Below are 13,670 nucleotides of genomic sequence, written 5' to 3'. Positions count from 1 at the left end.
GACGTCCGGTAACGATGCTGAGCGATACCGACCGTGGCGCTGGCGGCCAGACCTGCCGATCATCGCCCGGCGAGCTGGTCCGGAGAATCTGGCCGGGGGAGCCTAGCCCAGGATCGCCTCGATCAGGCGCATGGTGCCGTCGCGCTCCCAGGTCGACTGGTAGTTGGCGACGGTCGGGCCGGGTGGATAGTGCGCGGGCATGTTCGCCCAGGTGCACCCGGTGCGTCTGCGGTGGTAGATCGCTTCCACGATCAGCCGGCGGTCGTGCAGCCGGCCCCGATGCGAGTCGCCGCCCGGCAGGATCGCCGCGACCTGCCGCCACTGCTCGTCGGTGATGCCGGCCAGAGTCGACGGCCCGTGCTGCTCGACCCGCTCGGGCCGGCGGGACGGTGGTCGCGGCGCCTCGACGGCTCTCGGCGTCTCGACGGCTCTCGGCGTCTCGACCGGTTCCGGCGGTCCCGCACCACCCTGCCGGCTCTCCCTGGCCGACAGCCGGGCCCGCGCCGCCGCCGCGATCTGTTCCCGGACCGGCAACGGCTGGGCCGGCGGATATCCGGTGAAGCCGGGTTCGAGGGCGGCGGTGAGGAGCCCGCAGGCCTGGCGGAGCTGCTCCCACTGCGGGGCGAGGGCCAGCAGGTGGGCGGTCGCCGGATCGTCGGGCTGCCCCTGCGGCCCGCCGAACGCCTGGAGGCGACCCAGGATCACCGGTTGACGGTGGGCGTACCAGGCCAGGACGCGGGCGATGGCGTCGTGCACCGATGACCGGTACTCCTCCTGGTACGGCCCGGCCAGGCTGAACGCGTACGCCTGCGTGTTGTAGTCGGCCATGTCGGCGGCGAGGTCCGGGCAGTCCGCCAGCACCTGCGGGAACTGGTCGGGGTCCAGGTAGTCCAGCCACCGGGTCGCCGGCTGGTCGCCGCCGTCAGGTGCCGGGTCCCCGGGCTGACCGGGCAGGTCCGGTTGCGCGACGGTGGCGGTCAGGTACCACTGCCGCAGGTGCTCGTCGCAGGTTGCGGCGAAGTACGGCAGGTACGCCCCGGCGATCTCGCCGGCGAGGGCCTCGGCGGCCACCGACCAGAGGGCGAACGTGAATCCGGTGTCCACCTCGAACACCTGCGCCAACCGGGCGACCAGCGCGAACATGTCGTCGATCTGGGCGACCTCCGCGACGAGCGTCGGATCGACCTCCCCGAACGCCACCGCCAGGGGGTGGTCGACCCACGGCGGCCGGACGGTGTCCACCAGCGCGACGATGAGCTGGTCCCGGTCCAGCTGCCCACTGGCGTGCTGCTGGAGCAGCGTGATCGTGGCCAGGCTACGGCGCAGCTGGTCGACGCCGGTGTGGGCGGCCTGCTCGTCGGCCCAGGCATGGAACATCGCCAGGCAGGTGCTGTTCTGCTGGGTGTCGGCCCAGGTGAGGCGCTGGAAGAACGCCGGCTGGTGCTCGGCGATCCAGGCGAAGGTCGTGGCGAACGTGTGTTGCCATGGTGCCGGCTGGACGTCCTGATGCGGATGCACGCCTGTCTCCCGGTCGGTGGGCGGGTCCGCACCAGCGTGCGCCGGATCTACCGGCCCGTTCCCCGGTCGCCGGCCGGTCCTGCGGGCAGTCCGGGTTGCCCCTGCGGGCAGCGCGGCCACGGTCGGTGCGGGCGCGGCGACGTCGAGACACGGTACCCACCGCCGAAGGCCAGCTGGACAGATCTGTCGAGACGAGTAGGTCCGAAGTCGGGCCAGTGGTCGTAGGCGATCCGGACCTGGTCACGGGCTGGCCGTGGCCCGGTTGTGTCAGATCGCGGCGGTCATCGCGAGGAACTGAGGCCGGATGCGTACGCCGAGCGGATGGGCACGCGATGATGGTGGCGTGAAGGCGATCTACCCTGACGACGGCGGTGGCGACCGAAAGGCGGATCCCGGGGCCGTGCCCGGCCTGCGCCCCGCGCCCGAAGTTTCGGCCGACGCCGCGTCCCGCATGCCTGAGGTCGATGGGTAGACGTTTGTGCTCCGCTCGAACGGGCTGGGCGGCACCGACTACGCCTGGGTCAGCGGGATCGTGAAGGATGGGGCAATGAGGGTCGCGATCTCGGGGACGCACGGAATCGGAAAGACCACCCTTGTCGAAGCGTTGTGTGCGTGTCTGCCGGGACATGTCATGCGCGACGAGCCGTACTACCTCCTGGAAGAGCAGGGGTACGAGTTCGATTTCCCGCCGTCCCGGGAGGACTACCGGGCGATGCTGGCCTGCTCGGTGCGGAGCATGCGGTCGCTGTCACCTTCCAAGATCGTGTTCGACCGTACACCGCTCGACTATCTCGCCTACCTGGCCGCGACCGGAGCGGACCCGGTGGAGGAGGCTGACGCCTCCGCGGTGCGTTCCGCGTTCGCGACGCTCGATCTACTGGTCATCGCGGTGATCACGCTGGAGAGCGAGCGGGTTCTGCCCGCTGCGGAGCTGCCCGGCCTCCGCTCGCGAATGAACGACGCGCTTCGGGAACTCGTCTACGACGACCCCCTCGATGCCTGGAACGACACTCCTGTCCTGGAGTTGGGTGGACCGCTCGACAACCGGCTGAAGGCGGTCCTTGACGTCCTCGAACCACCAGCGGCGGGTCCAGGTCCGGGGACGACCGAAGGCGGGGCAGGAAGGCCCTGGCCAGGGTTTTCACCATCAGCCGCGCCTGTCCCACCCGGTGACCGTCAGCGCGGCGGACCAGCCTAGGGATCATCAGCGACAGCCACGAGTCGTCCCGGAAGCGGTCGGACCTCTCTCGCCGGTGCCCACAGCCGTTGCCCGGGGTTGGGCATCTTGAGCGGTTGTCATCGAGCTCAAGGGTTCCTGAGCAGGTGCTCAGCGGCGCGTCATTGCTTCAGACAGGACGGAACCCCGGTAGGGCAGCGGTTGGCCAAGACGCGCTGCCGGGCACGGGGGCTTCGGTGCTGACTGTTCCTGCGAGCATTCCGCTGTCCACGTGCAGCCTGACCTGCCTGATCGAGCTCATCCGCGATCGACGTCGCACATTCGGCGGCCGCCGGCGCTAGCTACCGGGGCGGCAGCGCGTACTGATGGTCCTGAGCACCTGCGCGACGGCGACATCCCCACCCGCCTCGCGGTCGGCTTCGCAGTCTCGGTGACTACCGGGTGGCGCTACCTGCTCCAGGCCGTCGACGCGTTCGCCGCCTGCGCCGACGACCTCACCGCCACCATGCGCCGGGCCGCACGGTTGGCCTACGCGGTCCTCGACGGCATGCCGATCACGATCGACCGGGTCGCCGACCAGCGGCCCTGCCGGTCAGCGCACGTGCCACGGGGTGCGCCACCCCGACCGCGCAGACCGTCATCGTCCTCCCCGCCGCCGGGGACGGCCGTCGCCCACGATGAACATGGCTCATTCTTCGGTGCGATGGCGGGCGGCAGGAGCGCGGGTGGCCAGCGCGGTGATGAACGCGACGATCTCGTCGGGGTTCTCCTCGGCCATGAAATGCCCGCTGCCGGTGGCCCGGTAGGTAAGGTCCGGGGCCCATGCGCGCCAGAGCGCGGAGGCGTCGAAGCCGAGCTGGGAGCCCCAGTCCTGGGAGATGACACCGACGGGCATCGTGAGTTGCGCGCCGCGTTCACGGTCGGCGATGTCCATGTCGAGGTCGATGCTGGCCGTCGCGCGGTAGTCGGCCACGATCGAGTCGATCGCGGCGACGGAGCTGTCGACGTAGTAGTCGCGCTCTTCGCGGGTGAAGGTGGTGCCGGTGGGGTCCCAGGCGTCGAGGAAGGAGCCGAAGAACTCGGGACCGACGGCGGCGATCATCTTCTCGGGCAGGCCGGCTGGCTGGGCCATGAGGTAGAGGTGCCAGGCGACCTTGGCATTGACACCGTGCAGGACGGCCCAGGTGTCCAGGGTCGGCAGGACGTCGAGGATGCCGAGGTAGCGCACTGCTTCGGGGTGGTCGAGCCCGGTGCGGACGGCGACGAGCGCACCGCGGTCATGGCCGATGAGCCCGAAGTGGTCAAAGCCGAGCTGACGGGTGATGGCGATGACGTCGTTGCCCATCGTGCGCTTGGAGTAGGTGCCCGGGTCGTCGGCGGCGGGCTTGCCGCTGGCTCCGTAACCGCGAAGGTCGGGGATGATGACGGTGTGGTCGGTCGCGAGTTTCCCGGCGACGTGGCGCCACATGTAGTGGGTCTGCGGGAAGCCGTGGAGCAGCACGACGGCCGGCCCCTGGCCGCCGACGGCGACGTTGAGGTCCACGCCGGTGTCGCCGGTGATCGTGCGGTAGGTGACGTTGTCGATCACGAATGGTGTGGTCACGAATCCTCCTGGGGTCGGTTGGTGGCGCGGGTTTCGGGATGGCCGGAGAAGAGGCCGGTAGGCAACGTGGTGGCGCTGGTGGAGGAGGCGACGAGCGCAGGGATGATCACGGTGTCCAGGAGCGCGGACAGGTAGGCGTCGTCGACCGCAAGGCCGTTCGCGTGACGGAGCAGCAGCACCGACCCGACGACCTCGTCGAAGGCGAACGGGCTCGCGCCGGTGGGCAGTTCGCCACGAGCAACCGCGGCGTCGATGACCGCCTGCGGCAACCTGGCCCCCGTGGGACCCGCGGAACTCTCGATGGCGTCGCACAGCTCAGGGTCTTTCAGCCCCGCTTGAAGCAGCATCAATGCGGTGCCGATGTCGGCGGCAGCCATCGTGCGTTCCAGCCGCCGCACCAGGCTCAGGAGGTCCTCGCGCAGGGTTGCCTCCTGCGGTAGCGGGGACGTCGAGTGCTGGGCGGGCCCTGCCTTCACTGCGGCGATGACCATGTCCCGCTTGGATCCCCATCGCCGGTACAGACTGGCCTTCGACGTCTGGCAGCGTCGAGCTACCGCCTCGAAGGACAGGTCCTCGTACCCGTGCTCAGCGAGGACCTCGAGTACGGCCGCGGTGATCCGACGCTCAAGCTCGGCATCGCGCGGTCGGCCGCGGGCCCCTGACGACTCTTCATTCCGATACGCCACGTGTCGTATCGTATGCCAGGATGTGGGGACCGTCGACCGACACCCCCGCCGGTACCTCGCCCGGAAGCGTTGATCGTGCAGCTCACCGCATCAGAGGGTGTGGCCGGGCGGCCTGTCTCCCGGCATCCGTGCTGGGAGGTGACGTCTGTCGGGTAGACGACGGCCGTTTCACCACCCAGCAATCCAGGGCGGACGCTGAGAGCGAGACGAAGCCCTTGATCGGAGGCACGAAGCCGCGGCAGCGGCGCGCCGGGGCGGAGGGTGGCACCGCTCGGTCACGCTGGGTGTTGGCTGACACGGCAGGTGGCAGCCCCGGACCTGAGCGCGGGCAGACCCGTGCAACGAGGAAGGCGGTTGCCATGCTCAACTCGTTTCTCCAGGCCCTTGCGACCAAACTGGTCGAGGAGATCCTCAAGCGACTCGTCGAGTGGCTTTCGCCGAAGGTCCTGCACGCCGTGCCGCACCGTGCGTCGCCCAACTGCCCTCGCTGCGGCGGGTACGGCGTCCGCCGATGGGCCACCGGCGGCATGTGGGTGTTCCTGCCGTCGGTGCTGGCCTTCGCGTTGGGCTTCGGGTTCACCCTGCTCGGTGTGCCGCTGGCCGTGTTCACGGTCGTCGCCGCATTGGTAACGGACGGGGCCGGCGGGATCGTGCCCGCCCTGCTCGCGCCGCTCGGTCTTCTGGTCCCTGCCACCCTGATGATCGCAGGCGCGTTCGGTCTTGCCCACTACAACAGCTACCCACCGAAGTGGTGCGCCCGCTGCCACGCCCGGTGGCCGCGCCGTGAGCGAAACGAATACCTGCGGGCGTCAGCCCCGGTGTTGACCTGCGATTGCGGTCAGCGACTGCGGGTGCCCCGCACGGCTGCCGGAACGCGACTGCGCTGCCCCCGCTGCCGAACCGAACACGCCACCCCAGCCCCGGCCCGCCCCTGACACAGGGTCAGCGGTGCCACCGTACCGTTTGGCCCCTGGACCTGGCGGTGTGGGCGCACTCCGCACTCGGCCGGTCCGCCAGGAGGGGATCATCCCGTTCGCTGGGCTGGCCCCCGACCAGTTCCGCAAGCTGATCCGTCTCGTCGCCGAGCGTGACGGGGACGGGATCGCTGACGGTCGGCCGGGCCGGCAGTGGCCCTCGATCTGCCCGGCCGGGTGCTGCTGGTGGCCGTCTACTGGCGTAGGAACCTGGCGATGCGGCAGGTCGGGCCGTTGTTCGTAGTGTCGCATCCCGCCGCGCGCCGAGTCATCGACACGGGTGAAGATCTGCGCCGGCATTCGACGTCGAGCGGCCGGGGTCGGGCGCGCGGTGGTTCGACGCGAGAAGGACACGCGACCGTTCGCGAGCATCTAACTCATTCGACTCGGCTATTTATCTCCACGTTGTACGGGTCTATATTCTGGGTCACGAATCCCTGTTGCCTGAGCCGCCTGCCAGGGAGGTGATATCTACTCAAATTCTCGTGTTATCCCTGCCGCCCCTCACCCCTATCCCCGTTCTGGTCTTGCCTGTGCGGCCTGCCGGATTCGGGGCCCGTGCAGCTGTGCGCCTGATCCGCCGCCAAGGTCCGGGCAGTCAGGTGGCCAGGAATTGAATTTGTCTCGGTCAGGAGAGGGAGATGGGTAAATTCTGTTTTCCCGAAGACATGTCCGCCGTGATGATCGGCAGTGCCCGACGCGCTGCCGTCACCAGCGTGCTGGCGGTGCTGACTCTGGTCGTGGTGGTCGGTGACGCCTCGGTCGGTGGGGCGAACGGGAAGCCGGTCGGTCGAACCGCCGCGCCTGCGGTGGCCCAGCGACTGGTGGCCCAGCGACTGGTGGCCCAGCAGGCTCCGGCCGAACTCGGCGCAGTGACCGCCATCGCCGCCGGTTACGGACACAGTCTTGCCCTGCGCTCGGACGGCACCGTCCTCGCCTGGGGCCGAAACAGTGAAGGTCAGCTGGGTGACGGCAACCTCGACCCGAGTGTCACTCCGGTGCGGGTGTGCGCCGTCGGTCAGGCCGCCCCCTGCACCCGGTTCCTCACCGGTGTGATCGCCATCGCCGCCGGGTTCGTGCACAGCGTGGCCCTGCTCCGGGACCGCACGGTCGTCGCCTGGGGGCAGAACGTGACAGGTCAGCTTGGTGACGGCACCTTCACGAGTCGTTCGGTTCCGGTGCGGGTGTGTGCGGTGGGGGAGGTCGCACCGTGTAGCCAGTTTCTCAGCGGGGTCAGGGCCATCGCCAGCGGCGACTCAGACCACAACCTCGCTCTGCTGGGCAACGGTGCTGTCGTCGCCTGGGGTTTCAACGCCTTCGGTCAGCTCGGTGACGGCGGGTACGCCGGGAGTCCGGTTCCGGTGCGGGTGTGCGCGGTGGGGGAGTCCGCCCCCTGCGGCCGGTTCCTGACCGGGGCCAGGTCCATCGCGGTAGGTGAAGGGCACAGTCTGGCCGTCGTGGGGACCGGCCACGCCGTCGCCTGGGGCTTCAACGGCGCCGGTGAAGTCGGCGATGGCACCAGCGACAATTTCCGTACCATTCCGGTGCGGGTGTGCGCGGTGGGGGAGACCGCCCCCTGCGACCGGTTCCTGAACGGGGTGAGCGCCGTGGCGGCTGGCGCTTTCCACAGCATGGCGTTGCTGGGCAGCGGCAGTGTCGTTTCCTGGGGCTACAACGTCGAGGGTCAGGTCGGTGACGGCACACGCGATAACCACCGGCTCGTTCCGGTGCGGGTGTGCGCGCAGGGGCAGGTCGCACCCTGTGACCGGTTCCTGTACGGGGTGCGGCACATCGCCGCCAACGGTTTTCACAGTATGGCGCAGCTGAGTAGCGGTGGCGTTCTGGCGTGGGGCTACAACGGCTATGGACAGCTCGGCGACGGCACTCGCGTGAATCGTCTGACGCCGGTGCGGGTGTGTGCGGTGGGGGAAGTCGCGCCCTGCGGTCGATTTCTGTACTTGATTCGGGCGATCGCCGCCGGCATCGATCACAATCTCGCGCTACAGCCGAACTACACCGTCGTCGACTGGGGCTTGAACAACCACGGCCAGCTGGGCGACGGCACTACTAGTGACCGTCCCGTTCCGGTGCAGGTCCTGGCACCCCAGGGCCCGGCTGTCGTCAGGTGATGCCGGGTAGTGCCAGCGGGCGGATGCCGTCTCGGGCGTGATGTCGGGTGGTGGCGGCGATGTTGGTGACGCTGGTTGAGTTCCCCCCGCTTTGATGGAGCAGAGGAACGGTTCGGCGGAATCGACGTGCTCGTCAACAGCGCGGGCCGTGGCTGGTACGGCTCGATCGAGGGGGCCCCGACGAGACCATCCGCCGCACGTTCGACCTCAACCTGTTCGCCGTCGTCGAGGTGATCCGCGCGGTCCTCCCCGGCATGCGGGCACGCGGCGACGGCTGGATCGTGAACATGTCGTCGGTGGCCGGCCTCGTCGGCGCACTGGGGTTCGGCTACTACGCGGCGGCGAAGTTGGCGATCGAAGGACTCACCGCGACACTGCGCGAGGAAGTCGAGCCGTTCGGGGTGCGCGTGCTCGCCGTAGCGCCGGCAGCCTTCCGCACCAGTGCCTTCTCCTACTTCCAGAACGAGACCGTCGACGCCTACGTGCCGATGGTCGAGGCCGTCAAGGCGGCGTTCGTGGACGCTCACGGCAAGCAGGCAGGTGACCCCGTTCGTGGCGTGCAGGCAGTGATCAGCGCGATGAACGCACCCGTTCCACCGCACCGGATCGTGCTCGGCAACTCCGGCTACGACGCCGTAGTCGCGATGCATGAGAACGCACTCGCGGAGCTGCGCGCGAACGAAAAGCTCTCACGCAGTGCGGACTTCTGAGCCTGTCGCCACAGCGGTGCCGGAGACCCGCGAGGGCTGCCATGCCGCGACCAGGAGGAGGGATCGAGTCACCTACACAGCCGACCCGATGAAATGCCCCGCATGTCTGTGCCGACCTGACCCTGGTCGGCGCCTCAAGCCAGTCCCGTGCTGCGCGGCCCGCATCGTGCCGCTGAGGTACCGCAGGGACACACCAGCACGCCCTCGCGTCCTGGCACCGAGAAACCGGAGAGTGGAAATGAATGACATCACGCTGCCCAACGTGGTCGAGAACTTCATCGCAGCCACCAACGCGCACGACGCGAACGCGCTGGCCGCGGTCTTCAGCGACGGGACCACCGTGCGCGATGACGGGAAAACCTGGACCGGCGGGACCGAGATCCGCGAGTGGATCCAGGGACACCTGATCACCCCAAGATCGTGCTCACACCGACCTCGTTCGCGGACGACCGGCTGGTGGCCTCCGGGGACGGCGACTTCCCCGGCGGGCCACTGTCCTTTTCGTTCGAGTTCGGCATCACGGACGACCAGGTTACCGACCTCGCGATCGCCCCCGCAGGCAAAGGTCGGCCGACACCCCCGCCGTCAGCTGTCGGAGCGGGTGGACGCTGAGGTGCAGCCACTACGCCGCGCTGGCCTGCGCAACACCGCGTCCCGGCGCGGGAGCGCTCGACCAACTCGCCCACGCCGTAGGCGGCGACTGCGGCAGCAGTCGGCCGAGGCAGGCGCGGGGCTGCCGACGCACCAGCATCCCGGAGTGTCTCGGTGACACAGTGCGCGCCGTACGCCGCCGGGTCCGGCGCAAGGGGAACGGCGGTGTGGGGCAGGTTGACCGCCACAACGATCATCGCGGCACCCTCGAACCCTGCCGGCTGCGGAGGAAGGAGGGCGGCTGGGTCTTCATCCGTCCGCCCTGGCCCGGTCCGCTGTCCTGCCCGGTCAGACGATGCGGACGGGGCCCGCCGCCTGCGTTCGTTCCACACGTTCACGGCGAGGGACGGGGGAGTGGTCGGTGGCCGTTACCGAAGGTGGGTGAAGATTCACTCAGGGCTATCGGATTCGACGGGCAGCGTTGTAGCATCGAACTCGACCTTGGGAGAGCAAGCCCCTTTTCGAAGTGGCGATTGGTGTGCTGATTCGGTGACCTCGCCGGAATCGACGTGAAGGCGGGTGGGAATTCGGGAATTCCTCGCGATGACGATGTGAATTCACCTCGCCCGTCTCGCGTCCTCCGGGTGCGGCGTAGGGCTGCTCGGTGGTACGGCACCGCCCGTGCGCCGACCCGGCGCCGGCCGACCATCACAAATTAACCTGACCGAAACGTATTGTGTGATCCGGCAACTGCCCTGTTGGTTCGCCGGGAGGCGACTCCCTGCGGACTCGACGAGCTTCCCTTGATTTTTCGACTAATTCCTATCAGGATGGCTCATCGTAGGGTGTCGGAACGAATGATCTCAGGCATTTCGTTGATCTGGTGGAGGTCGATCAAGGCCGCCTGCCAGCGTATTGCGGGCCCGGTGCGGCGGCCACCATAGAGTTGATTTCCCGGTCGACACGGTGTGACGGTAGTCGGCTCGGCCGGGAAAAGGATATCCGTCGTCGGGGAGATTCCCGGCGGCAATTCACCTTCGATGGGAATGCTGAGAATAGGCCCGGAGTCCGGGTCCGAGGTATGGGTCGGGCGAGCGCGTGAGCGGAACCTCACGCAGACAGCGCTGACCCGGCTGGCGCGGGGAACCGGCGCGGCGCTCCGGCTGGTGGGTGAGCCGGGCATCGGCAAGACCTCACTGCTCACCATCACCGCCCGGGCCGCAGCCGACCGCGGCTACCAGGTGTTCCACGCCGTCGCCGACCAACTTTCCCAGCAGTCACCACTGAGCGTCCTGCTCGCCTGCCTCGGAGTCCGCCAGCGGCCGGACGACCCGTCCCGGGCGGAGATCACCCAGACCCTGGTCGGCCAACCGCCAGCCTTCCCCGCCAACGGGTCGGCCCTGGCTGCCGTGGCCGAGATGCTGGCCTCCCTCGTCGACGACCTGTGTGCGACGGGCCCCACCGTCCTCATCGTCGACGACGCGCACTGGATGGACGAGGCGTCGACCGTGGTCTGGCGACGCCTTGCCGCCAGCGTCGAACACCTGCCCCTACTCCTGATCGCCGCGCACCATCAGGACCCGTCCCGTCCGACCCGTACCCCGGCCAACACCCTCCGGGGCCACGAACACCTGCTGAGCCTCATGCCGCTGGACGAAGCGGAGGTCTCGCAGCTACTGACCGGGCTGCTCGGAGCGCCACCCGGCCCGACCCTCAGCCGGTGGTCGGGCGCGGCGGTGGGTAATCCGCTCTACCTGCGTGAGTTGGCCGACGTCCTGGTGCGGGAGGACCTGGTCCAAGTCGTGGCGGGACACGCGGACCTACGTGACGACGACGACCGGATACCTCCCGCCCTCACCGCCGCGTTGACCAGCCGGCTCGGTCTGGTGCCGGACGCCGGGGACGTGTTGCGGACCGCCGCACTACTCGGCACCGAGTTCACCGTCACCGACCTGAGTGTCGTGCTGGGCCGGCCGGTGCGGGTCCTCGCCGACGTGCTGCAGCGGGCGGTCGCGGCCCGGATCCTCGCCGGCTCCGGGGAACGAATGACCTTCTGCCATCCGCTGATCCGCCAGGCCCTGTACGACGCCGTCGCGCTGCCGTTGCGTCGGGCGCTGCACCTCGACCTGGCCCGGGAGTTGGCCGCCGCAGCCGCCGAGCCGCTCACCGTGGCACACCAACTGGTGGCGGCGGGCGGCGTCGAGAACCGGTGGGTGCCCGACTGGCTCCACAGGTCCGTCCCCGCGTTGGCGGACACCGACCCGGGACTCACGGTCCGGCTGCTGCGCGCACAGCTCGGACAGCTTCCGGCAAAGGACCCGCACCAGCCTTCGCTGAGCGTCGCGCTGGCCCGCTCACTACAGATGCTGGGCCGGTGGGAGGAGGCCGCCGACCGGGCCCGCGAGGCCCTCGCGTCGTCGACCGGGCTGGACGCGCACGGCGAGCTGCACTGGCTGCTGATCCGCGCGCTCACCAACAGCGGGAAGACCGACGAGGCCGAGCTGATCCTGCGGCAGGTGCTCACCCGACAGGCGATACCCGAACCGTGGCGCGGACGCCTCCTGGGCACCCTGGCCCTGATCAGCCGGGCCGGCACCGGCGGGTCGGACGAAGCCGAGGCACTGGCCGGTGAGGCCCTCGACGCCGGTCGCCGCTCCGGCGACGACTGTGCGATCGCGGGCGCCAGCGTCGTGCTGTCCCTCACCCGCTCCGACCGGCGTGACCACCCGGCCGCACTGCGGCACGCCGAACAGGCACTCACCGCCCTCGTCGGTCACCCCGACCACCCGGAACTGGAAATGTTCGCCCTGCACTGCCGGGTGGTGAGCCTGCAGAACATGGCCCGGTGGAGGGAAGCCGACAGGGTGCTGCGGCTGTCCCATGAGATCCGCCGCCGGGCACACGACGTCGCCGCCGGGTCCATCGGCGTCACCGAGGCGATGCTGCACTACTGGCTCGGCCGCTGGGACGAGGCGTTGACGGCGCTGACCCCGGTCGCGGACGATCCCTGCGGGCCCTTCTATCCGGGTCTGCACCGGGGTGGACCTGCGCTACTGCGGCGGGGCGTCACCGCGCTGATCGCCGTCCGCCGTGACGACCGCGCGCTCGCCGAGGCGCACCTGCACCCCGCCACGCACGTGTCGGCCGACCGCAGCACCGACGAGGACAGCGAGGGTTTCCTCCTCGCCGCCCGGGCCGTACACGCCGAACAGCAGGGCGAACCGGAACGGGGCGCCGCCCTGCTCGCCACGATGCTGCAACACCGCCCCGACTCCGGCACGAGCCCCCACCACCCGTGGTTCGCCGACCTCATCCGGATGGCGGCGGCCTGCACGGACTCCTCGACCGTGACCGCTGCCCTCGAACTGACGCGGGTCTGGACCGAGGCCGAGCCAGTGCCGGGGCGGGCCGCGACCATGCGTCAGCGCTGCGTGGGCCTCGCCACCGAGAACCCCGAGCCGCTGCGTACGGCCGTGCAGCACTACCGGTCGGCCGGCCCCCGCACCGAGCTGGCGGCGACCCTTGAGGACCTCGCGGTGGTGCTGGCCGGCCACGGTGCGACCGACGAGTGCCGGGCGGCCGCCACCGAGGCGATCGACCTGTACACCCGGGTGGGCGCGACCTGGGACGTCCGACGCACCGAGGCGCGGCTGCGGGGCAGGGGCGTACGCCGAGGGGTCAGCGGCCCCCGCGCAGCCCGGTCGGTCTCGGGCTGGGCGGCGCTCACCGCCACGGAACGACGCGTCGCCGTGCTCGTCGCCGAGGGCCGTTCGACGCCCGAGATCGCCGCCGCGATGCTCCTGACCCGCCGGACGGTCCAGACGCACATCTCCCGCGCCCTGCACAAGCTCGGGCTGCGCAGCCGTAACCAGATCGCCCAGGAGGTGCTCCGCAACGCGGGTCCCGATGACGGATGACTCGACGAACCCGGGCCGGTTTTGTGGGTCAGCTGACGCATGTCTCGTTCGTCCTCCCCGGGGAAGCTATCCGCATGACCGTGTCCCCCCAGCCGGACGACACCACAAACCCCTGCACCACCGTCCTGATCGCACTCGAAGGCGGCCCGGCGAGCCTCCCGCCCGAGCTTCGCACCCAACGGGTCTCGCCGGACGCACCGAAGGTGAAAGTCCCGCACAACGGTGGTTACGAGCACTTCGAACGCCCCGACGACGGCGACGGTGAGCCGCTCGTCTTCCGCTGGGCGTACCGGTCGCGGATCGCGGAATAGCCGGCCGGAACCTGCCCGGCCGGGCGGCCCGGGCCGGGGGTGACGGCAGGGCAC

At 69.8% G+C, this 13,670-nt stretch carries 8 protein-coding genes and 3 pseudogenes; 8 read left to right on the top strand and 3 right to left on the bottom strand.

Features of this window, described 5'->3' with window-relative positions; genetic code table 11:
- Positions 1–102 precede the first annotated feature (102 nt).
- Complete coding sequence (locus tag AB0K25_RS21680) at positions 103–1,518, bottom strand: transposase (RefSeq protein ID WP_219460198.1); 1,416 nt, start codon at positions 1,516–1,518, stop codon at positions 103–105.
- A 547-nt stretch (positions 1,519–2,065) separates the two neighbouring features.
- On the opposite strand from AB0K25_RS21680, the pseudogene AB0K25_RS21675 reads away from it, so the two are divergent.
- Positions 2,066–2,581: pseudogene (locus AB0K25_RS21675) on the top strand (AAA family ATPase); the annotation flags it as partial.
- A 392-nt stretch (positions 2,582–2,973) separates the two neighbouring features.
- Positions 2,974–3,281: pseudogene (locus AB0K25_RS21670) on the top strand (transposase family protein); the annotation flags it as partial.
- 102 nt (positions 3,282–3,383) lie between these two features.
- Here AB0K25_RS21670 and AB0K25_RS21665 read toward each other — a convergent pair.
- Both AB0K25_RS21665 and AB0K25_RS21660 read right to left on the bottom strand, forming a co-directional pair.
- On the bottom strand, positions 3,384–4,283 hold the full coding sequence (locus AB0K25_RS21665) for an alpha/beta hydrolase (RefSeq protein WP_363822287.1): 900 nt from the start codon (positions 4,281–4,283) through the stop codon (positions 3,384–3,386).
- An 11-nt stretch (positions 4,284–4,294) separates the two neighbouring features.
- On the bottom strand, positions 4,295–4,984 hold the full coding sequence (locus AB0K25_RS21660; RefSeq protein ID WP_363822285.1) for a TetR/AcrR family transcriptional regulator: 690 nt from the start codon (positions 4,982–4,984) through the stop codon (positions 4,295–4,297).
- Between the two features lie 359 nt (positions 4,985–5,343).
- On the opposite strand from AB0K25_RS21660, the gene AB0K25_RS21655 reads away from it, so the two are divergent.
- The 6 genes and pseudogenes from AB0K25_RS21655 to AB0K25_RS21630 all read left to right on the top strand — a co-directional run bounded on the left by AB0K25_RS21655 (position 5,344) and on the right by AB0K25_RS21630 (position 13,616).
- The gene (locus tag AB0K25_RS21655) at positions 5,344–5,919 is read left to right on the top strand and encodes a hypothetical protein (protein ID WP_219460212.1); all 576 of its coding nucleotides are present in this window, start codon (positions 5,344–5,346) and stop codon (positions 5,917–5,919) included.
- A gap of 49 nt (positions 5,920–5,968) precedes the next feature.
- Positions 5,969–6,237 (top strand): annotated as a pseudogene (locus AB0K25_RS21650) (transposase family protein); the annotation flags it as partial.
- A gap of 362 nt (positions 6,238–6,599) precedes the next feature.
- A complete protein-coding gene (locus AB0K25_RS21645; protein ID WP_357537336.1) occupies positions 6,600–8,087 on the top strand; it encodes a cell wall anchor protein in 1,488 nt (495 codons plus the stop codon).
- Positions 8,088–8,317: 230 nt separating this feature from the next.
- Positions 8,318–8,797, top strand: coding sequence for an SDR family NAD(P)-dependent oxidoreductase (locus AB0K25_RS21640; RefSeq protein ID WP_363822281.1), 480 nt, complete (start codon positions 8,318–8,320; stop codon positions 8,795–8,797).
- Between the two features lie 1,631 nt (positions 8,798–10,428).
- Complete coding sequence (locus tag AB0K25_RS21635) at positions 10,429–13,305, top strand: AAA family ATPase (RefSeq protein WP_363822278.1); 2,877 nt, start codon at positions 10,429–10,431, stop codon at positions 13,303–13,305.
- 74 nt (positions 13,306–13,379) lie between these two features.
- The gene (locus AB0K25_RS21630) at positions 13,380–13,616 is read left to right on the top strand and encodes a DUF5988 family protein (protein ID WP_219460225.1); all 237 of its coding nucleotides are present in this window, start codon (positions 13,380–13,382) and stop codon (positions 13,614–13,616) included.
- The last annotated feature ends 54 nt before the right edge of the window (positions 13,617–13,670 follow it).

It is taken from the genome of Micromonospora sp. NPDC049257, from assembly GCF_040678915.1.
Lineage (GTDB): Bacteria > Actinomycetota > Actinomycetes > Mycobacteriales > Micromonosporaceae > Micromonospora > Micromonospora antibiotica.
This window is presented reverse-complemented; position numbering and strand designations above follow the sequence as displayed.